At 67.1% G+C, this 19,141-nt stretch carries 19 protein-coding genes and 1 tRNA gene; 10 read left to right on the plus strand and 10 right to left on the minus strand.

Going from position 1 to position 19,141, the window contains the following annotated elements:
- The 4 genes from AADI75_RS06075 (at window position 1) to metH (ending at window position 5,699) form a co-directional block, all read left to right on the plus strand.
- Window positions 1-939 carry a metalloregulator ArsR/SmtB family transcription factor gene (locus AADI75_RS06075; protein ID WP_341208148.1) on the plus strand — a complete coding sequence of 313 codons (939 nt, stop codon included), beginning with the start codon at window positions 1-3 and terminating at the stop codon, window positions 937-939.
- On the plus strand, window positions 936-1,877 hold the full coding sequence (gene metF / locus AADI75_RS06080; RefSeq protein WP_341208149.1) for a methylenetetrahydrofolate reductase [NAD(P)H]: 942 nt from the start codon (window positions 936-938) through the stop codon (window positions 1,875-1,877). Before AADI75_RS06075 ends, metF begins: the two co-directional genes overlap by 4 nt.
- Complete coding sequence (locus AADI75_RS06085) at window positions 1,874-2,920, plus strand: homocysteine S-methyltransferase family protein (protein WP_341208150.1); 1,047 nt, start codon at window positions 1,874-1,876, stop codon at window positions 2,918-2,920. Before metF ends, AADI75_RS06085 begins: the two co-directional genes overlap by 4 nt.
- A 106-nt stretch (window positions 2,921-3,026) precedes the next feature.
- A complete protein-coding gene (gene metH / locus AADI75_RS06090) occupies window positions 3,027-5,699 on the plus strand; it encodes a methionine synthase (RefSeq protein ID WP_341208151.1) in 2,673 nt (890 codons plus the stop codon).
- Between the two features lie 70 nt (window positions 5,700-5,769).
- Here metH and AADI75_RS06095 read toward each other — a convergent pair whose 3' ends face one another.
- The 5 genes from AADI75_RS06095 to AADI75_RS06115 all read right to left on the minus strand — a co-directional run bounded on the left by AADI75_RS06095 (window position 5,770) and on the right by AADI75_RS06115 (window position 11,418).
- On the minus strand, window positions 5,770-6,798 hold the full coding sequence (locus AADI75_RS06095; RefSeq protein ID WP_341208152.1) for a histidine kinase dimerization/phosphoacceptor domain -containing protein: 1,029 nt from the start codon (window positions 6,796-6,798) through the stop codon (window positions 5,770-5,772).
- A gap of 2 nt (window positions 6,799-6,800) precedes the next feature.
- Window positions 6,801-7,250, minus strand: coding sequence for a response regulator (locus AADI75_RS06100; protein ID WP_341208153.1), 450 nt, complete (start codon window positions 7,248-7,250; stop codon window positions 6,801-6,803).
- Window positions 7,247-8,755, minus strand: coding sequence for an ATP-binding protein (locus AADI75_RS06105; RefSeq protein WP_341208154.1), 1,509 nt, complete (start codon window positions 8,753-8,755; stop codon window positions 7,247-7,249). Before AADI75_RS06105 ends, AADI75_RS06100 begins: the two co-directional genes overlap by 4 nt.
- A gap of 456 nt (window positions 8,756-9,211) precedes the next feature.
- Window positions 9,212-9,982 (minus strand): 3'-5' exonuclease, encoded by a 771-nt coding sequence (locus AADI75_RS06110; protein WP_341208155.1) that lies wholly within the window; start codon window positions 9,980-9,982, stop codon window positions 9,212-9,214.
- 131 nt (window positions 9,983-10,113) lie between these two features.
- Window positions 10,114-11,418 (minus strand): DUF2171 domain-containing protein, encoded by a 1,305-nt coding sequence (locus tag AADI75_RS06115; protein ID WP_341208156.1) that lies wholly within the window; start codon window positions 11,416-11,418, stop codon window positions 10,114-10,116.
- Window positions 11,419-11,655: 237 nt separating this feature from the next.
- Here AADI75_RS06115 and AADI75_RS06120 point away from each other — a divergent pair.
- The 4 genes from AADI75_RS06120 (at window position 11,656) to AADI75_RS06135 (ending at window position 13,518) form a co-directional block, all read left to right on the plus strand.
- Window positions 11,656-11,731: transfer RNA gene (locus AADI75_RS06120), tRNA-Ala, on the plus strand.
- A gap of 10 nt (window positions 11,732-11,741) precedes the next feature.
- Window positions 11,742-12,515 (plus strand): NUDIX domain-containing protein, encoded by a 774-nt coding sequence (locus AADI75_RS06125; RefSeq protein WP_341208157.1) that lies wholly within the window; start codon window positions 11,742-11,744, stop codon window positions 12,513-12,515.
- Between the two features lie 47 nt (window positions 12,516-12,562).
- Window positions 12,563-13,243, plus strand: a complete 681-nt coding sequence (locus AADI75_RS06130) for an extensin family protein (protein WP_341208173.1) — start codon at window positions 12,563-12,565, stop codon at window positions 13,241-13,243.
- The gene (locus tag AADI75_RS06135; protein WP_341208158.1) at window positions 13,234-13,518 is read left to right on the plus strand and encodes a barstar family protein; all 285 of its coding nucleotides are present in this window, start codon (window positions 13,234-13,236) and stop codon (window positions 13,516-13,518) included. The genes AADI75_RS06130 and AADI75_RS06135 overlap by 10 nt, the downstream gene beginning before the upstream one ends.
- Window positions 13,519-13,521: 3 nt before the next feature.
- On the opposite strand, the gene AADI75_RS06140 is transcribed toward AADI75_RS06135, so the two are convergent.
- The 4 genes from AADI75_RS06140 to AADI75_RS06155 form a co-directional block, all read right to left on the minus strand.
- Entirely contained in the window at window positions 13,522-14,070 is a 549-nt protein-coding gene (locus AADI75_RS06140) for a hypothetical protein (RefSeq protein ID WP_333914401.1), read from the minus strand.
- 239 nt (window positions 14,071-14,309) lie between these two features.
- Entirely contained in the window at window positions 14,310-14,603 is a 294-nt protein-coding gene (locus tag AADI75_RS06145; protein ID WP_341208159.1) for a hypothetical protein, read from the minus strand.
- A gap of 76 nt (window positions 14,604-14,679) precedes the next feature.
- Entirely contained in the window at window positions 14,680-15,453 is a 774-nt protein-coding gene (locus AADI75_RS06150) for a transglutaminase family protein (protein WP_341208160.1), read from the minus strand.
- A gap of 79 nt (window positions 15,454-15,532) precedes the next feature.
- Window positions 15,533-16,273, minus strand: a complete 741-nt coding sequence (locus AADI75_RS06155) for a Bax inhibitor-1/YccA family protein (protein ID WP_335309104.1) — start codon at window positions 16,271-16,273, stop codon at window positions 15,533-15,535.
- Window positions 16,274-16,393: 120 nt separating this feature from the next.
- Between AADI75_RS06155 and thpR the strand changes: the two genes are divergently transcribed.
- Together thpR and AADI75_RS06165 are read left to right on the plus strand one after the other, a co-directional pair.
- Window positions 16,394-16,939, plus strand: a complete 546-nt coding sequence (thpR, locus tag AADI75_RS06160; RefSeq protein ID WP_341208161.1) for an RNA 2',3'-cyclic phosphodiesterase — start codon at window positions 16,394-16,396, stop codon at window positions 16,937-16,939.
- A 100-nt stretch (window positions 16,940-17,039) separates the two neighbouring features.
- Window positions 17,040-18,590 carry an MFS transporter gene (locus AADI75_RS06165; RefSeq protein ID WP_341208162.1) on the plus strand — a complete coding sequence of 517 codons (1,551 nt, stop codon included), beginning with the start codon at window positions 17,040-17,042 and terminating at the stop codon, window positions 18,588-18,590.
- A gap of 1 nt (window position 18,591) precedes the next feature.
- On the opposite strand, the gene AADI75_RS06170 is transcribed toward AADI75_RS06165, so the two are convergent.
- Complete coding sequence (locus AADI75_RS06170) at window positions 18,592-19,134, minus strand: superoxide dismutase family protein (RefSeq protein WP_341208163.1); 543 nt, start codon at window positions 19,132-19,134, stop codon at window positions 18,592-18,594.
- Between the last annotated feature and the right edge of the window lie 7 nt (window positions 19,135-19,141).

The raw sequence follows: 19,141 nt of genomic DNA on the forward strand, positions 1-19,141 counted from the left end.
ATGAAGCTGGCCCTCGATATCTTCCGTGCGCTTGCCGACGAATCGCGGTTGCGGATCGTCGCGCTGCTCGGCGCCATGGAATTGTCGGTCGGCGAACTGGCGCAGGTGCTGGGACAAAGCCAGCCGCGCGTCTCGCGCCACGTCAAGATTCTCTGCGACGCCGGGCTTGCCGAGCGCCGCAAGGAAGGCAGCTGGGTGTTCGTCGCGCTCGGTAAGCGTGCGCGCGTCGCGCCAGTACTGGCGGCGCTCGACGCTTATGGCGTCGCGGGCGAGGTCGAGGCGGATATCGCGCGGCTCTCGGCGGTGCGCGCCGATCGCGCGGCGGCGGCGGCGGCGTGGTTCGAGGCGCATGCCGGCGAGTGGGACGCGATCCGCTCGCTGCATGTCGCGGAGGATCAGGTCGAGGCCGCGATGCGTACGCTGCTCGGCGCTGCGCCGCTCGGGCGGCTGATCGACATCGGCACCGGCACCGGACGGATGATCGAATTGTTCGCCCCCGCCGCAACGCATGTGCTGGGCATCGACAAAAGCAGCGAGATGCTGCGGCTGGCGCGCGCGCGGGTCGGCGAGCAGGCCGAATTGCGGCAAGCCGATCTTTACGCTCTTCCGGTAGCCGACGCCGGGATCGATGTGGCGATCCTCCATAACGTGCTGCATTTTGCGCAGCAGCCGGGCGCCGCGATCGCCGAGGCGGCGCGCGTGCTGGATGGCTATGGCCGGTTGCTGATTGCCGATTTCGCGAGCCATGACCGCGAGGAATTGCGAGCGCGCGACGCGCATACCCGGCTCGGCTTCGCGGATGCGCAGATCGCGGGCTGGTTTGAGAAGGCGGGCTTGTCGCTCGAGCAGGTGGAAACGCTCGAGGGCGGCGAACTGACGGTAAAATTGTGGCTCGGGCGCAAGCATGGCGTCCCGGTGCGGGAGGTGAAGGCGGCATGACGTTCTCGGTCAATCAGCTCGAAGAGGCGCGGCGCGCGCTGGAAGCGCCGCTCTACGCCGACGTCGGCGGCGACGTTGAGGTCAGCTTCGAATTCTCGCCGCCCAAGACCGACAAGGCCGAGGAAAACCTTTGGCAGTCGATCGAGACGCTGTGCCCGCTGGGGCCGCGCTTCCTGTCGGTAACCTATGGCGCGGGCGGCTCGACCCGCGACCGCACCCACGCGACCGTCGCGCGGATCGCGCGTGAAACCAAGGTGCCCGCCGCCGCGCATCTCACCTGCGTCGAGGCGACCCGCGAGGAGATCGACGCGGTCGCGCAGGAATATTGGGCGGCGGGCGTCCGCCACATTGTCGCGCTGCGCGGCGATCCGCCCGCGGGCGCCGCCGATTACGCTCCGCACCCCGGCGGCTATGCAAACGCTGCCGCTTTGGTCGAGGGGCTGCGCCGGCTGCATCCGTTCGAGATTTCGGTCGCCGCCTATCCGGAGATGCACCCGAGTTCGGCCGATCTTGCCGCCGACCTCGACAATCTGAAGCGCAAGCTCGACGCGGGCGCCAACCGCGCGATCACGCAATTCTTCTTCGAGCCGGAAACCTTCTTCCGCTACCGCGACGCGGCCGCTGCCGCGGGGATCGGCGCGGAAATCGTCCCCGGGATCATGCCGATCGGCAGCTTCGCCGGGGTCACGCGGATGGCGTCGATGTGCAACACCGACGTGCCGGGCTGGCTGGTGCGGCTGTTCGAAGGGCTCGACGATCATCCCGCCGCGCGCCAGCTGGTCGCCGCGACGGTCGCTGCCGAGCTGTGCCGCAAACTCTATGCCGGCGGGGTCAAGCAGCTCCATTTCTACACGATGAACAAGGCGGAGTTGAGCTTTGCCATTTGTCACCTGCTGGGCGTCCGCACCCGCCCGGCGCAGGAAAGGGCGGCGGCATGACCATTCGCGATACCTTCAATGCCGAGGCGGCCAAGCGCATCCTCATCACTGACGGTGCGTTCGGCACCGAGATCCAGAACTGGAAGCTGTCGGAGGCCGATTACGCCGGCACGCTGACGCTCGGCCACGATCAGAAGGGCAATAACGATATCCTCGCGCTGACCAAGCCCGAGGTGCCCGAGGCGATCCACCGCGCCTATTTCGAGGCCGGAGCGGACATAGCGGAGACCAACACCTTCTCCGCCAACCGCATCAGCCAGGCCGATTACGGCGCCGAAGGGCTGGTGCGCGAGATCAACGTCGAAAGCGCGAAGCTGGCGCGCCGCATCGCCGACGAATATCAGGCGAAGGACGGCCGGCCGCGCTTCGTGGCGGGCGCAATCGGCCCCACCAACAAGACCTTGTCGCTCTCGCCAGACGTCAACGATCCGGGCTATCGCGAGATCGACTTCGATTATCTCAAGGACGTGTACCGCGAGCAGATCGACGCGCTGGTCGAGGGCGGCGCGGACTTCGTGCTGATCGAGACGGTGTTCGACACGCTCAACGCCAAGGCCGGGATCATGGCCGCAATCGAGGCCGGCGAGGCGCTGGGCCGCGATCTGCCGATCATGCTGTCGATGACGCTCACCGATCTGTCGGGGCGCAACCTGTCGGGGCATACGGTCGAGGCGTTCTGGCACGCGGTGCGCCACGCGCGCCCGCTGACGATCGGGCTGAACTGTTCGTTCGGGGCCGAGCAGCTGCGCCCGCACGTCAAGGTGCTCAGCGAACTCTGCGACACGCTCATCATGGTCTATCCCAACGCCGGGCTGCCCAACGAACTGGGCGCCTACGACGAAGCGCCGGAGACGACCGCCGGGCTGGTCGGCGAATGGGCGTTCGCAGGGCAGGTCAACGTGCTCGGCGGCTGCTGCGGCTCGACGCCCGCGCATATCAAGGCGATCGCCGACCACGTCCGCGGCATGGCCCCGCGGCAGGTAGCGGTGCCCGCGGTGCGGACGCGGCTCGCCGGGCTGGAGCCGTTCACGATGGCGGCATAAGCGCCGTCGCCCCTGCGCAGGCAGGGGCCCATGTCTCTCTCAACGAGCGACAGTGTTTGCCGAACCAGAGATAGGCCCCTGCCTCCGCAGGGGCGACGGGATTTAGATGACCACCTCCTCCACCCAATTCGTCAACATCGGCGAACGCACCAACGTCACCGGCTCGGCGGCGTTCAAGAAGATGATCCTTGCCGGCGACTACACCCGCGCGGTCGAGGTCGCGCGCCAGCAGGTGGAGAATGGCGCGCAGGTGGTCGACGTCAACATGGACGAGGGGCTGCTCGACGCGCACCACGCCATGACGACCTTCCTGAAGCTGATCGCCGCCGAGCCCGATATCGCGCGCGTGCCGGTGATGATCGACTCGTCGAAATGGGACGTGATCGAGGCCGGGCTGAAGTGCGTTAGCGGCAAGCCGATCGTCAATTCGATCAGCATGAAGGAGGGTGAGGAGCAATTCCTCGCCCATGCCCGCAAGTGCATGAATTATGGCGCCGCGGTCGTCGTGATGGCGTTCGACGAGGTCGGGCAGGCCGATACCCGGCAACGCAAGGTCGAAATCTGCGAGCGCGCCTACAAGCTGCTGACCGGCATCGGCTTTCCGCCCGAAGACATCATCTTCGACCCCAATGTCTTCGCGGTCGCCACCGGCATCGAGGAGCACAACAACTACGGCGTCGACTTCATCGAGGCATGCCGCGAGATCAAGGCGCGCTGCCCGCACGTCCATATCTCGGGCGGTTTGTCGAACCTGTCCTTCAGCTTCCGCGGCAACGAGCCGGTGCGCCGCGCGATGCACTCGGTGTTCCTCTATTACGCGATCCCTGCCGGCATGGACATGGGGATCGTCAACGCCGGGCAGCTCGACGTCTATGACGCGATCGACCCTGAGCTGCGGCAGGCGTGCGAAGACGTCATCCTCAACCGCGATCCCGAGGCCGGCGACCGGCTGGTCGCGCTCGCCGAGAAGTTTCGCGGCACCGATGCGGCGGCCGAGAAGCAGGCCGCCGAATGGCGCTCGCTGGAGGTGCGCAAGCGGCTCGAATATGCGCTGGTCAAGGGCATCGACGCGCATGTCGTCGAGGATACCGAGGAATGCCGCCAGCAGTTCGCGCGCCCGATCGAGGTGATCGAGGGGCCGCTGATGGACGGGATGAACGTCGTCGGCGATCTGTTCGGATCGGGCAAGATGTTCCTGCCGCAGGTGGTGAAGTCGGCGCGCGTCATGAAGAAGGCAGTCGCGCATCTGATGCCGTTCATCGAGGCCGCCAAGGAGCCCGGCGCAAAGGGCAAGGGCAAGGTCGTGATGGCGACCGTCAAGGGCGACGTCCACGATATCGGCAAGAACATCGTCGGCGTCGTGCTCCAGTGCAACGGCTTCGAGGTGATTGACCTCGGCGTGATGGTGCCCTGGTCGAAGATCCTCGCCGCCGCGAACGAGAATGACGCCGACATGATCGGCCTGTCCGGCCTCATCACCCCGTCGCTCGACGAAATGGTGACCGTGGCCGAGGAAATGCAGCGCGCGCAGATGCAGATGCCGCTGCTGATCGGCGGCGCGACCACGTCGAAGGTCCACACCGCGCTGCGCATCGCGCCCGCCTACACAGGGCCGGTCGTCCATGTGCTCGACGCCAGCCGCGCGGTCGGCGTCGCGACCACGCTCGTCTCCGACACGATCCGCAACGATTATGTCGCCGGGGTCGCCGCCGATTATCAGGCGGTGCGCGATGCGCGCGAGGGCAAGGGGCAGAACAAGCTGCTGCCGCTCGACGAGGCGCGCAAGCGCGGCTTCGTCGCCGACATGGCGCTCAAGGCGCCCGCCCCCGCGCAGCCGGGCGTGCACGTGTTCGACGATTGGGATCTGGCGCATCTGCGCGAGTTCATCGACTGGACGCCCTTCTTCCGCGCCTGGGAACTGGCGGGCAATTATCCCGCGATCCTCACCGACGAGGTGGTCGGCGAAAGCGCGTCGTCGCTGTTCGCGGACGCGCAGGCGATGCTCGACCGGGTCGTGTCGGAGAAATGGCTGACCGCGCGCGGCGTTGCCGGACTCTGGCCATGCCACCGCCACGACGACGACGTCTGGGTCCATGACCGGCACAGCGTCGACCATCGCTCGCCCGACGGCGGAAGCGTGCCGGAGGGCTTCAACGTCCCCGATCTCGACCGCCGCAACGAACATTCGACGCGGCTGCCGTTCCTGCGCCAGCAGATCGCCAAGCGCGAGGGCCGCGCCAATATGTGCCTCGCCGATTTCATCGATCCGGCGGGCGACTGGATGGGCGGCTTCGCGGTCGGCATCCACGGCATCGACGCGCACCTCGCGCGCTACAAGGCCGACAACGACGACTACAACGACATCCTGCTGAAGGCGCTCGCCGATCGTCTCGCCGAGGCGTTCGCCGAGGCGCTGCACCAGCATGTCCGTCAGGAACTATGGGGCTATGCGCCCGACGAGCAACTGACCAACGACGCGCTGATCCGCGAGCAGTATCGCGGCATCCGCCCCGCGCCGGGCTATCCCGCCTGCCCCGAACATTCGCTCAAGGTGCGATTGTTCGAGATGCTCGATGCCGAGAAGAACGTCGGTCTGGAACTGACCGAAAGCTTCGCCATGCTGCCGACCGCGGCGGTCAGCGGCTTCTACTTCGGTCATGCGCAGGCGGAATATTTCGGGGTCGCGCGGATCGGCGAGGACCAGTTGGCGGACTACGCCCAGCGGCTCGGCGTCGACAAGGAGCGCGCCACCCGCCTGCTCCGCCCCAACCTCGATTGACCGCGGTCAGGTCGCCAAAATCACCGTCGTTCCTGCGCAGGCAGGGGCGACGGCCCACAGCGAGGAAGACCTAGCCCATCGCCGCCGCAACGATCGCCCGCGTGCCCACGTGGGTACGATCATATTCCACGATCGAATCGAGGCTCTGCGCCATCGCGCGGATCAACCGCGTCCCCACACCGGTCCCCTTCGGCGGCTCGTCGCCCAGCCCGATCCCGTCATCCTCGACGGTCAGCCGGAACCGCGCGTCGCCATCGCGCGACAGCCGCACGCGCACCTCGCCCGGGCCGCCGGGATAGGCATATTTGCACGCATTGCTCACCAGCTCGGTGACGATCACCCCCAGCGATACCGCGCGATCGGTCGGCAGCCGCAGTGGTTCGGCATGCAGCACCAGCGCGCGCGGGCACTCGTCGGTCGACCAGGTCTGCGTCAGCTCGTCGATCAGCTGCGTCAGATAATCGAGCATGTCGACGCTCTCGACATCGTCGCCGGTGTACAGCCGCCGGTGGACCTGCGCGATCGCGCTGATCCGACGCTGCGTATCCTCCAGCGCGGCGCGCGCCGCCTCGTCGGTCAGCGCGCTCGACTGCATCCGCACCATCGCCGACACCAGTTGCAGCGAATTGGCGACGCGGTGGTTCACCTCCGCCAGCAACGCCTCCAGCCGCGCATTGCTCGCGCGCAGGTCGTCCTCGGCGCGCGCCTTGGCACGGGTGAGGTGCGCGCGCTCGATCACTTGCCGGAACGTCGCGTCGAGCAGGTCGAAGAAGTCGTCGCCCGGCGTCTTGACGATATAGTCCGCCGCGCCGCCGCGCAGCGCCGCCAGCGCGACCTGCGTCTCCTCCGAGCCGCTGACATAGACCATCGCCGGCGCATCGGGCAGCGCCGACAGCCGCGCCATCGTCTCCAGCCCGTCGATCCCCGGCATATAATGGTCGACCGCGACGACATCGAACGGTTCGGCCGCGGCCAGCGCCACCCCCGCCTCGCCGCCATCGGCGACCGTCACCTTGTATCCGCGCCGCTCCAGCGCACGCGTCACCAGCCGGCGGATGCCCGCATCATCGTCGATATAGAGGATGCGCGGCGCGTCCATTGTCAGGTCGCGTCGCCCAGGTCGGGAACCTGAATGACCGACAGGAACAACCCCAACTGGCGGATCGCCTGCGCGAAACTCTCATAATTCACCGGCTTGGTGATATAGACGTTGGCGCCCAGATCATAGCAGCGCTGGATTTCGCGGCTGTCGTCGGTGGTGGTCAGCACCACGACGGGGGTGCGCTTCACCGGGCCGTCGCTGGTCTTGATCTTCGCCAAGATGTCGGTCCCGCTCATATCGGGCAGGTTGAGGTCCAGCAGCACCAGCGCCGGGCCGTTGAGCTGCGGCCCGGTGGTATCGTTGAAGATATAGTCGAGCGCGCTGGTGCCGTCGGTAAAATGACGGATCGGGTTCATGATCCCGGCACGGCGGATATTCTTCTCGATCAGCCGCGCATGACCTTCGTCATCCTCGATCATCACGATATTGACGGATTGCGGCGCATTCATGGGTTGATTTCCTGTTTGGCGACGACAAGCGGCAGCGACACGGTGAAGGCCGCCCCTTGCCCGAGTTCGGAGACGACGTCGATCGAGCCGCCCAGCCGGAAGACGAGCGCGCGGACGGTGGCCAGCCCGATCCCCTCGCCCGGCCGATCCTGCGCGCCCGACCGGCGGAACAGGTCGAACACGCGCTGATGGTCGCGCGGATCGATCCCGCGGCCGTTGTCGCGGATCGTATAGTGAAGACGATCGCGCCCGCGCCGTCCGCTCACGGTGATGCGGCCCGGCACGCCCGGCCGCAGATACTTCACCGCATTTTCGATCAGGTTCGAGAAAATTTGGTCGAGCGCGAGGCGATCGCTCACCACCACCGGCAACGATCCCTCGACGGACAGGATGGTGTCGGTTTCCGACAACCGATGCGACAGCGTTTCGCCGATCTGCTGGATCAGCGCGGCGACGTCGATCTTCTCGGGCGCCAGCGCGCGCCGCCCCTGTCGCGACAATTGCAGGATCGCATTGATCAGCCGGTCCATCTTCTGCGTCGAGGTGCGGATGAAGCCGATCGCTTCGGGCAAATCCTCGAGCGCCGCCAGCCGCGCTTCCTCGCTCGCCACCGCGGGCGCCTCGGCATCGACGCGCTCGACCAGCGCGCGCAGCGACGACGCGGCGGTCTCCAGCTCGGCGGTAAAGCCCATCACATTGACCAGAGGCGAGCGCAGATCATGGCTGACGATATAGGCGAAGCGCTGGATTTCCTCGTTGGCGCGCGTCAGGTCCTCGGTGCGCGCCGCGACCATATCCTCCAGCCCGGCATTCAGCTCGCGCAACGCCTCGTCCGAACGCGACAGGTCGCGCGTGTAGGACAGGATCGTCAGCGTCGAGATCACCGCCACCACCGCCAGCACGACGCCGCCCAGCACGATCAACGTGTAAAAGGCGCGCTGGCTGGCACGCAGCTCGGCGTCCCGATGCGTCATCAGCCGCCGCTCGACCTGCGCCATCCGATCGAGCACGTTGCGGATCGTCACGATGTCGCGCACCTCGGCATCGTCGGCAAAGGCCAGGATCGCGCCGCGCTGATCCCCCGCCCCCAGCAAGGCGAGTGTCCGGTCCTGACGCGCCAGCAGGCTGCCCAGCTGCAGCCGCAATCCCTGCAGGTAGCGGCGCTGCGCCGGATTGTCGCGGATAAGCCCTTCGATCTGCGCCAGCGCGGGCGTCATCTGGGCGCGCGCGCGCTGGAAATTGGCCCGCGTCACGGCGCGATCGGGGATCAGCATCAACCCGCGACGTGCCGCCTCGCTTTCCTCGACGAGCCGGCGAACATCCAGCACCGCGCGTTCGACCTGATAGGTGTGCTCGACCAGCCCCGTGTGCAGCTCGTTTCGCTGCATGACCCGCACCGCCGCATAGCCGACCAGCAGCAGCGCGATGAAGCCGAACGCCATCAACGCGGTCATGCGCCGCGCAAGCGTGCGATTGGTCGGAGCGGCGGCAGGCGGATCGGCCATTACGCTTCCGTTATCGCTTGCCGGCGTGCCGCGCCAGCGAAGATGCAGCGCCACTGACGTAAGTTGGGCCGAACCCGTCGTGGACGCTGGAGCGGCATGACATGGGCTGGAAGCGCCCATCCGTCATTGCGAGCGCAGCGAAGCAATCCAGAGCCGGACCGGGACGCCGTGGATTGCTTCGCTGCGCTCGCAATGACGAATCGCGTTGACGTCATCACGCTCTAGGACCGATCGACATTCAGCGTCAAAAGAAGGCGCAAGGGGTAAGAGATTCGACGCGGAGGCGCGGAAGACGCGGAGCTGGTGCGCTCGCCGCATCTGTCGCTCATCCACTCGCGATCGGGAACGACAGGGGTGCGGTTGCCCTACGCGGTATAGCGCCGCGTTCCTCGCGTCTCCGCGTGATCCAACCCGTCGCCTGACGCCCGGCATCCTGACGTCGGATGTCGATCGGTCCTAGAGCAGCAGTTCCTGCGCGGTCATCCGCCCGACATGCCCACCGCCACGCCGCCGCGCCATCTCGGTCTCGGCGGTGAAGCGAACGTCGGGGTCACGGTCGGTCATGAACTTGACGAGGCTTTCCTCCTCGATCTCACGCCATTCCTTGCCGCGATCCGGCCCGTAGCGGACGCGCGGCAGCAGCCCCGGCTCGCTCGACCATTGGATCAACTGCGCCACCGACGCCTCGTTCAGCTGATCGCGCAGATGGTGCGCGGTCACATAGGCGTCGGGGAAAGCGCGGTGCGCGGGCAGCCCGCGTTCATGATCCAGCCCGACCGGCTTGCGCCAGTAACGCAGCACCTGGTTGGAATAGCTGGGCGAATCCGGCCACAGCCGTAGCGCGCACTTCCAGGTGCAGATCCAGTCCGCCCCATGCGTCAGCGCGGGCGTGCAGAATTGCTCCTCGAACGCCGCACGATGCGCCGCCAGCGCGATGCGGCGGGGATAGGGATCGAGCACCTGTCGCGCCACATCGTGCCACCACGGTGCCTCGGCGACATCTTCGTCGCGGATATGATGGACCGCCTGCGTGATCGCAGGCATCGGGCGGCCCGGGTTGACGAGGATGTTGCCCCCGTCGCCATACAGCTCCCAGCGCCCGTCCGTTCCCAACGCGACATCCTGCCAGCCGACCTCACATACCGCGTGCGCGGGCGGGGCGGCGCCGGTGGTTTCGAGATCAATGACGCGGATGATCTGCGATTGCGTGCGGCGGGGATACATCATGCAAGATTGATGTGGGGCTTTCGACCGTGAAATGCCACCTTTGCCGCCGCGCACGAAAAAGCCCCGGACCATCCGGTCCGGGGCCTTCCGTTACAGCCGCGCCACCCTCCGGCGGCGCGTGCCGCACCAGCTCAATACGTGCCGGAGAAGCTGCTGTTCAGATTGGTGTCCTTCTGATCGGTCGCACCGGTGGTCGTGCCCGAGGTGCTCGAACCGGTCGTCGTCGTGCCGCTGGCGGTCGTCGACGACGTAGCAGTCGTCGAGCCCTGCGACCGGTCGCGATCATTGCCACGATCGCCATAGCCGAACATTGCCTGGTTCGACTCTTCGTTGCGCCAGTGCTGCTTGGCTTCGTCGGCGGTCTTGGACAGCGTCACCTTCTTGTCCTCGACCGACTTGATCCAGCGTGACGGGATCGAATGGTGCTGACCGCCGGCGTCGACGTCGTTCTTGGTCAGCAGGATGCGGTCACCACGCACCTTGTCGACGGTGCCGACATGGCTGCCGTCCGAACCGACCACCTCGAAATGCTCCTCGACCTTTTCGAGCGAGGCGCGCTGCGTCTGTCGCTCGGTACGGAAGGTCGAGAATTCATTCTCGAACCGCGAGCGGTTTTCCTGACGATATTCGTCATAGTCGCGGTCGAGCGCGGCGATCTGCCCCGAACGCCAGTTATGATAGTCCCCGTCACGGTCGGAGCGGCCCTGCTGCTGGTAATAGCGCTCGTCATAGCGGCTGTCGGCCTCGCGACGACGCTCGGCATCCTCGTCGCCGAACCAGCTGCGGACCTCGTCGCCGGCGCGGGCGAAGAAGCCGCGATCGTCATAGTCGTAGCCCTGCGGCTGGCGGCCGTAATCCGCGCCGCGGTCGCGATGACGGCTCTGTGCGCCGCCGCGATAGTTATCGTCGTCGTCGTGGCGATGCGATCCGACGTCGTTGAAACGACGCCCGTCCGAACCGTAGCTGCCGTGATACTCGCCGCCCTGGCCATAGCCCGACGACTGACCGTAACGCTGCTGCTGGCCATAGCCGCCGCCCGAGCGCTCGCTGTAGCGATCGCGATAGTCGCTGCGCTGGCCGCTCGAATAGCCGCGATCCTCGCGATCGCGATCATAGCTGCCGAAGCCGCCCTGCTGACGGCCATAGCTCTCGCGCTGACCGTAATTGTCGCGGCCGTAGCTGCCCTGTCCGTAGCTGTCGCGCCCGTAGCTGTCGCGCCCGTAACCGCGCTGCGAATAATCGTCGCGCTGACCACGGCTGCGATCGCCGCGATCGTCGTCGCGGTCGAATGCGCCCGCTGCCTGATAGTCGCGCGCGCTCGAATAGCCGCCGGAGCGACCGGCGCCATAGTCACGGCCATAATCCTGCGTCTCGCTGCGCCCGTAATAATCGCCCTTGGGGTCGGTACCGCGCGGATAGCGTTCGTAGCCCATCATGATTCTCCTGCGTCAGACACGGGTCGCGCACCGCGTTGCGGCGTCACGCCAGTGCGATCAGAAAGCTGATCTGGCGCAGTTCGTTCCTGTCGTTACACTCGCACAACATTGTTTTCGTCGCGTGCGTGCACCGGCTGGCCGTCGATGATTTTTCGAATTTCGGCGCGAACCCCTGTTGCGTCACCCGCGGATCGCGTTTAAGGGCGTCGCTCCCGGCCAGGCCGGGTATCGGCTGGCGGGGCTGTAGCTCAGATGGGAGAGCGCTGCAATCGCACTGCAGAGGTCAGGGGTTCGATTCCCCTCAGCTCCACCACCCGCCACCGATGACCGAACCTCGCTCAAAATCACCTGAGGCCCGTCCCGCCGCCACGCTGATCGTGATGCGCGATCGTGCCGATGCGGCGCCCGACATCCTGATGGTCGAGCGGGCCGGCGTGATGGCGTTCGCGCCGGGCGCGATGGTCTTCCCGGGCGGACGCGTCGATCCCGGCGACCACGATCTCGCGCAGGCGCTCGGTTCAGCCGACATCGACGAGGCCGCTGCCCGGATCGCCGCGATCCGCGAAACGATCGAGGAGGCCGGGCTGCCGATCGGCTTCGCGCGCACCCCCGACGCCGCCGCAACGGCGACGATCCGCGCCGCGCTCGGCGGCCAAATGCGCTTCCGGGAGGCACTGCGTGCGATAAAAGCGACGCTGAACCTCGATGCGCTGGTCCCGTTCGCGCGCTGGTGCCCTGATTTTAGCCCCGTTCGACGCTACGATACGCGTTTTTACGTCGCCCGTTTGCCCCCCGACGCGCCCGCACCGCAGGTCGACGGGACCGAGAATGTCCGCCTCTGTTGGTCGAGCGCACAGGCGGTGCTCGACGATGCCGATGCGGGACGCCTGTCGCTGATCTTTCCGACCCGCCGCAACCTCGAGCGGCTTGCCCTGTTCCCGTCTCATGCCGCAGCGGTGGCGCAGGCGCGCGCCTATCCAATCCGCGTCGTGGTGCCGTGGTCCGAAACCCGCGATGGGGAGGAATATCTCTGCATTCCCGACGATCTCGGCTACCCCGTCACCGCCGAGCGCCGCGATCTGGTCCGGCGCGGGTAGCACGCGCGGTTCGCCGCCTCACCGGCTGGACCGTCGCGCTCGCCTTGATCGGCACGCTCGCCCTCATCGCCTGGGGCACGCTGCGAGGACGTCCACAGGATCTACCGTGGACGCCGCTCGACCTCGGCCAACCCGTGGGGCTGTTCACCGGGCGCAAGCTGGCCGGCTTGACCGGCGATGCCGCCTTATGTCGTGGCTTGCTGACACAGGCCGGGGTGCGTTTCACTGCCCTGCCTGTGCGCCGCGACGGCCAGTGCGGCTATGACGATGCGGTGCGGCTGACCGCTGGCGGCGCGCACAGCACGGCGCTGTCACCCGCCAACCTCGGCATTTCCTGCCCGGTCGCGGCGGCGCTGGTGATGTGGGAGTGGAACGTGCTCGTCCCCGCCGCGCGCCGCCACTTCGACGCGCGCGTCACCCGCATCGACCATTACGGCAGCTATTCGTGTCGTCGCCTCTACGGCCGCGATGCCGGGGCGTGGAGCGAACATTCAACCGCCGACGCGATCGACATCGCCGGCTTCCGCCTGTCGGACGGCACACGGATCAGCGTCGCGCGAGACTGGAACGGCAGCGGACAAAAGGCCGCGTTCCTGCGCGAGGTTCGCGACGGCGCCTGCGGGCTGTTCGCGACGGTGCTGTCGCCCGATTACAATGCCGCGCACCGCGATCACTTCCATCTTGATCAGGCCGCGAGGGGCGAGAAAGGCTGGCGCGCATGTCGCTGATATCGCTTGATGCGCGCGATTGGCATTGCCGCGCGGACTTCTGGGCGGCGCTGCTCCCGGCGCTGGGCGCGCCCGATTGGCACGGCCCCAACCTCGATGCGCTGTACGACGGATTGGTGGCGGGAGAGAATCGCGTCCGACCGCCACTCACCATCGAGATCGCGGTCAGTACGCCCCTCCCCGAGCCACTGACCGCCTATCTCGACCGCGTCCGCCGCGTGTTCGCCGATGCCGCGCGCGATACGGGTATGACGATCGATTTCCGCTTCATCTGAGCGTCAGTGCGGCAGCGCGGCCGTGTCGACCTTCTCGACCCAATGCGGGAAGAAGGCGGGCTGCCGTGACGACCAGCCCGAGGCGGTCGCCGCCGCTTCGCTGATCGACTGGAGCAACTGACGCCGCAATTCCGGGTGCAGGTGCGGCATCGCCGCCGCCGAGCAGAACGCGGAGGGGAGCCACGGACGGACCTTCGCACCGACCAGCCGTTCGAATAGAAAGCGGAACGCCGAGAAGGACGTGATCCGCCCCTGCCCCAGGTCGAACGCCGCCAGCGTGATCAGCGGAGCGAGCACCTGCTCGGCCGCGTCGAGTCCGCTATCATCGGGAACCAGCGCGCGAATGCCGGCAAGGCGGCGATAATGCTGCGCTTGCGCGCGGATGCTCGCTGCCTCGACGATGTCGCGTGACCAGCGCGCCAGTGCGTCGTCACGATCGAGACCGACATCGAGGCTGCGCCGGATGTACCGCTGCGTCGCCGCCGGGAAGGTCGCGAACTCCTTCATCTCGGCCAATGTCATCGCCCCTTCGGCCGCCTTCATTCTACCCATCGTCACACCCCGCCGTGCATGATCCAATGCCCGGAAGAGTGCGCCAAAGTGGTTAACATCTGGCTTAACGGCGCCGTCTTCCGACTGTCACAAATCAGCATGACCTGTGCCGCACCGCAACATAGATGCGACGAATGGAGTAGTTACGTCAGATATGAAGGCTTGAGATGACGTTGCGCAAGAATCAACATGCCGCCGATCCGGTTTCGATTCGGATCGCCGACATGAACATACCAGCGTCACGCGTCGCGCTGACGCTCCGCTTCTTCTGCGGCATCGAAGCCCGAGGATGGCGCAGGCTCGCTACGGCCGGGCTGCGTAATCGACACCGGGTCCGACGCGTCCATCGTCTCGTCGAGCCCTGCGTCCAGCCGCGCATCCTCACTACTCGGGTGCTTGGCCAATCTCTTATCGATGGACCGGTCCTGCCCGGCATCCTGTCGCGCGTCTTTCGATCCGCCAGCATTGCCGGCATCGGGCGCCACCGACAGGCTGTCGAGCGCGCGTTCGTCGATCGGGCTCGCTTCGGTCATCATACCCTCCTCATCCGGACACATTGGTTCACATCCCAACGCCGCTCATGCGCCCCCGTTCCTATGGCGCCCGTTCCTACGGCAACCGTGTCACCCGGACGCGCTGCTCCCACAAGCTGGCGGTGCCGAAGATCGTCATGAACGCGATGTCGGTAGCGTCGCGCCCGACCCCCACCAAGGCGATTTCGTCAGGGCGTGCCATGCCGGTGGCGTCGAGCAAATGCCACGCGCCGTCCAGCCACACCTCGGCGACAGCGTGAAAGTCGGGCGGATCGACACCTGGCGCATAGACCGACACGCAGCGCGCCGGGATTTCCGCTGCCCTCGCCAAGGCGACCACCAGATGCGCATAGTCGCGACATACCCCGCGCCGCTCCGCAAAGGTATGCAGTGCACCACCACCGGGCGCGACTGGGGCGTAATCGAGATTGTCGCGCACCCAATCGGCGAGCGCCACCGCCAGCGCGCCGCCGCTCAGTCCGTCGAAGGTACGTCGCACGAAATGATCGAACCGGTCGGCTTCGCAATAGCGGCTCGGTAGCAGATAGGGGATCGTCGCGGCGGGCAGCCGCGCCGCCGGGGTCGCGGGCAACAGGTCGAGCCGGACGGCCGGGCGGTCGATCGCGACGATCGCATTGTACCGCGCCACCAGCCGGTGCTCGGCTCGTGCCCAGCAGCGTTGCCCGATCCCGTCCTCGCCCGCGACCGCGCGGATCGCCTGATCCGACTCGATCACCAGCGACTGCGTCTCCAGCAACTGGTCGGGCAGCGCCGCCACCTCGATTTGCAGCAACACATCGGCGGGGGCGGGAAAGCCGTAATCCAGCACGGCTTCGATCGACAGGCGCATCTCGCCCCTTCCACATAAGAGAAAGGGCCCGGCGGTCACCCGCCGAGCCCTGTGACGTTCCGTCGCTCAATCCCGCGGATCAGTCGCGGTTCCCGCCGAACAGGCGCAGGATGAACAGGAACATGTTGATGAAGTCGAGATACAGGCTCAGCGCCGACATGACGACCGCCTTGCCCACCATCTCCGGGCCATAACCCGCGACCTGGAAATACAGGCTCTTGGTACGCTGCGTATCGTAGGCGGTAAGTCCCGCGAACAGCAGCACGCCGACCAGCGAGATCAGCAGGCCGAGCGGCCCCGAATTGACGAACAGATTGATCAGGCTCGCGACGATCAAGCCGACGAGGCCGATGATCAAAAACGTGCCGAACGCCGACAGGTCACGCTTCGTCGTATAGCCGTACAGGCTCAGCGCAGCGAAACCGGCTGCCGTGGCGGCGAACGCCTGCGCGATCGCGAGCGGCGAATAGACGAAGAAGATCGACGACAGCGACAGGCCCATCGCGACCGCAAAGCCCCAGAACATCGCCTTGAGCGTCGAGGTTGAGAACTTGCCCTGTCCGAAGCTCATCGCGAACACGAACGCCAACGGCGCCAGCGCCACCACCCAGCGCAACGGCGTGCCGAACACTGCCTGGGCATAACCCGACAGCGCGAAGCCAAGCGCCACGATGCCGGTCAGCAACACGCCCGAGGCCATGTAGTTGTAAACGGACAGCATGTACGACCGCAGGCCGGCGTCGCGCGCCTCCGTGCGGGTGCCCGACGCGGCCCCGCCAAACGGGGCAGCGGAGGGCCGGGGATCGGACCAATTGGCCATTGTCTCTTTGCTCCTTCATCCGAACGAATGGATCGGATAGGGTGAATATCGCGCGTCGGTCCCGGCTTTTCAAGCGACCGCCGCGGCGCATCCGATCCAGCAAAGGTTCGTTACAGCACCATGCACCGCCTGTTCGTCGCACTGCGCGCGCCACCGGCGATCCGTGCCTTGCTGCTCGAGGTGATGGAGGGCCTCGTCGGTGCGCGATGGCAGGACGATGAACAGCTTCACCTCACCTTGCGCTTCATCGGCGAGGTTGATCGCCGACAGGCCGAGGACGTCGCCATCGCGCTGTCGCGGATCGCCGCCCCCGCCCCGACGGTGCGCATCGATGGCGCAGGCACGTTCGATAAACGCGGTAGGATCGACACGGTGTGGGCGCGCGTCGTCCCTGCCGAGCCGCTCGCCGCGCTCCACCGCAAGGTCGACCAGGCGCTCGCCCGCGCCGACGTCGCCCCCGATCCGCGCCGCTACTTGCCCCATGTCACGCTCGCACGCCTCTCGCGCACAGCGGGCGACCCGGTGCTGATCAACCGTTGGATCGCCGATCATGCCGCCCTCGCCTCTCCCGACTTCACGATGCCGCATCTGACGCTTTTCGAGAGCATCCTCGGCCACGAGGGCGCACGCTACGAGGCGGTGGCCCGCTGGCCGCTGGATGAGTGACGATCATCCCGGACCTGATCCGGGATGACGAAGAAAAGCGGGAGCATCCTCTTCCCTCGCCTCATTACTCTGATACGCTGCCGGAAAATCGGGAGGATGCATGGCCGGAGAGCAGGACGCCCGCGCGAGCGGCTATGCGTGGTATGTGCTGGGGCTATTGTTCCTGGTCTATGTCCTCAACTTCGTCGACCGTCAGGTAATCTCGATCCTCGCCGAGGACATCAAGTGCGATCTGAACCTGCGTGACGAGGATCTCGGCTTCCTCTACGGCACCGCCTTCGGGGTATTCTACGCCTTGTTCGGCATCCCACTCGGGCGATTAGCCGACAATTGGCATCGCGTCCGCCTGATGACCGCCGGGCTGACGCTGTGGTCGGCGATGACCGCGCTGTCGGGGCTCTCCGCCAACGGCGCGCAGCTCGCCGCCGCGCGCGTCGGAGTCGGAGTGGGCGAAGCAACCGCGTCGCCTTCCGCCTATTCGCTGATCTCCGACTATTTCCCCAAGCGGCTGCGCGCCACCGCGCTGTCGATCTATTCCGCCGGGCTGTATGTCGGCGGCGGCTGTTCGCTGTTCATCGGCGGGCTGATCGTCCAGAACTGGAACCGTGCCTACCCCGGCGGCGGCCCGCTCGGGCTCTCCGGCTGGCAGGCGGCGTTCCTTGCGGTCGGCGTGCCGGGGCTGGTGCTCGCACTGGTCGTCGCGACGCTGCGCGAGCCGGCGCGCGGCGCGGTCGAGGGGCTCCCCACCCCACCGCCGCACCCGGCCCCGTTCCGCGCGTTCCGCGACGAACTGATCACGATCCTGCCGCCGCTCACCCTGATCGGCGCGGCGCGGCTCGGGCGACGCGCCTTGCTCGTCAACCTCGCGGGGCTCACGATCACCGTGGCGCTCGTCGCCTTGCTTCACGCACTCGGCGAGCCGCTGCCGCAGTGGATCGCGGTCGGTGTCGGCGGCTATGCGGTCTTCTCCTGGGCCTGCGCGCTGCGGCATCGCGACCCGCCGACCTTCACGCTGATCCTCGGCACGCCCGCCTTCCTCTGCACGGTGGTCGCTTATGGGCTCAACGCCTTCATGGCCTATGCCTCCAGCTTCTGGGCCGCGCCTTACGCGATCCGTGTGCTTGGCGTCGCACCCGCGCAGGCCGGGCTGTTCATCGGCGGCGCGGGCGCGGCAGCGGGGTTCATCGGCGTCACCACCGGCGGGCTGATCGCCGACCGGTTGCGGCGCACCAACCCGGCCGGTCGGCTGGTGCCGGTACTCGCCAGCGCGGTGCTGCCGGTCCCATTCATGATCGCCGGCTACACCACCGCGGTGCCGACGGTGCTCTATGTCTGCGTGTTCTGCGCGCAGGTGTTCGCGGCTTGGGGGCTCGGTGCGGCGGCCGCTGCGACGCAAGACCTCGTACTGCCCCGGATGCGCGGCACGGCGACCGCGACCTTCTTCATCGGCACGACGCTGATCGGGCTGGCGCTCGGCCCGTATCTGGCCGGGCGAATTTCGACGCTCAGCGGCAACCTGTCGACCGGGATGCTGTCGCTGCTGCTCAGCGTGCCAATCGCCGTTACGGCAGGGCTGATCGCCTACCGGCGCTTCCCCGCCGCCGAGCGCACACGTGAAGAGCGTGCGCGGACAGCGGGGGAGCCAATCTAGCTCACGACGCCTGGAACACCCCGCACGCGATCCGGCCACCCGAATTGCCGCTCGGGTCGGTCATCAGGTCGTCCGGCCCGGCATGGATCACCATCGCCGCGCCATCGGCGTCGAGCAGCCCGGCCAGCGTCGCGCCCGGGATCACCGCGCCGATCGTCCCGCGACCGTCGCTGCCGATCACCAGATTGGGCAGATCGCCCTGATGCGGCCCCTGCGGGTTCATCGTTCCGTGCTTCTTCTGCGTCGGATTCCAGTGACCGCCCGCGCTCGTGAAGTCCGGTGCGTCGCAACGCCCGACCATGTGGACGTGCGCGCCATGCGTCCCCACCGGCATCCCCGTTGCATCGATCGTGAAGCGCACGCCGCCCGCCACATCCGTCGCGCTCGCGCGGCCGACGGGCGCGCCGGTAGCGGTCGCCAGCATCGCCACCGCGCGCGCGCCGCCGGCGACCGGCGTGCCGGTGTCCATCTTGCCCTCATCATTGCACGCCGCCAGCATCAGCGCCGCCAATCCGATCCCCGTCAACGTCACAACCTGTCGCATCGTCGCT

Source organism: uncultured Sphingomonas sp. (genome assembly GCF_964021865.1).
GTDB lineage: Bacteria > Pseudomonadota > Alphaproteobacteria > Sphingomonadales > Sphingomonadaceae > Sphingomonas.

Bases quoted from the DNA above. Each gene is read 5' to 3' on its own strand.
- thpR (WP_341208161.1), top strand. From the start codon at position 16,394: ATGCACCGCCTGTTCGTCGCACTGCGCGCGCCACCGGCGATCCGTGCC.
- AADI75_RS06150 (WP_341208160.1), bottom strand. From the start codon at position 15,453: ATGCGCCTGTCGATCGAAGCCGTGCTGGATTACGGCTTTCCCGCCCCC.
- AADI75_RS06110 (WP_341208155.1), bottom strand. From the start codon at position 9,982: ATGATGTATCCCCGCCGCACGCAATCGCAGATCATCCGCGTCATTGAT.
- AADI75_RS06125 (WP_341208157.1), top strand. From the start codon at position 11,742: ATGACCGAACCTCGCTCAAAATCACCTGAGGCCCGTCCCGCCGCCACG.
- AADI75_RS06155 (WP_335309104.1), bottom strand. From the start codon at position 16,273: ATGGCCAATTGGTCCGATCCCCGGCCCTCCGCTGCCCCGTTTGGCGGG.
- AADI75_RS06145 (WP_341208159.1), bottom strand. From the start codon at position 14,603: ATGACCGAAGCGAGCCCGATCGACGAACGCGCGCTCGACAGCCTGTCG.
- metH (WP_341208151.1), top strand. From the start codon at position 3,027: ATGACCACCTCCTCCACCCAATTCGTCAACATCGGCGAACGCACCAAC.
- AADI75_RS06170 (WP_341208163.1), bottom strand. From the start codon at position 19,134: ATGCGACAGGTTGTGACGTTGACGGGGATCGGATTGGCGGCGCTGATG.
- AADI75_RS06105 (WP_341208154.1), bottom strand. From the start codon at position 8,755: ATGGCCGATCCGCCTGCCGCCGCTCCGACCAATCGCACGCTTGCGCGG.
- metF (WP_341208149.1), top strand. From the start codon at position 936: ATGACGTTCTCGGTCAATCAGCTCGAAGAGGCGCGGCGCGCGCTGGAA.
- AADI75_RS06115 (WP_341208156.1), bottom strand. From the start codon at position 11,418: ATGATGGGCTACGAACGCTATCCGCGCGGTACCGACCCCAAGGGCGAT.
- AADI75_RS06085 (WP_341208150.1), top strand. From the start codon at position 1,874: ATGACCATTCGCGATACCTTCAATGCCGAGGCGGCCAAGCGCATCCTC.
- AADI75_RS06075 (WP_341208148.1), top strand. From the start codon at position 1: ATGAAGCTGGCCCTCGATATCTTCCGTGCGCTTGCCGACGAATCGCGG.
- AADI75_RS06095 (WP_341208152.1), bottom strand. From the start codon at position 6,798: ATGGACGCGCCGCGCATCCTCTATATCGACGATGATGCGGGCATCCGC.
- AADI75_RS06135 (WP_341208158.1), top strand. From the start codon at position 13,234: ATGTCGCTGATATCGCTTGATGCGCGCGATTGGCATTGCCGCGCGGAC.
- AADI75_RS06100 (WP_341208153.1), bottom strand. From the start codon at position 7,250: ATGAATGCGCCGCAATCCGTCAATATCGTGATGATCGAGGATGACGAA.
- AADI75_RS06165 (WP_341208162.1), top strand. From the start codon at position 17,040: ATGGCCGGAGAGCAGGACGCCCGCGCGAGCGGCTATGCGTGGTATGTG.
- AADI75_RS06140 (WP_333914401.1), bottom strand. From the start codon at position 14,070: ATGGGTAGAATGAAGGCGGCCGAAGGGGCGATGACATTGGCCGAGATG.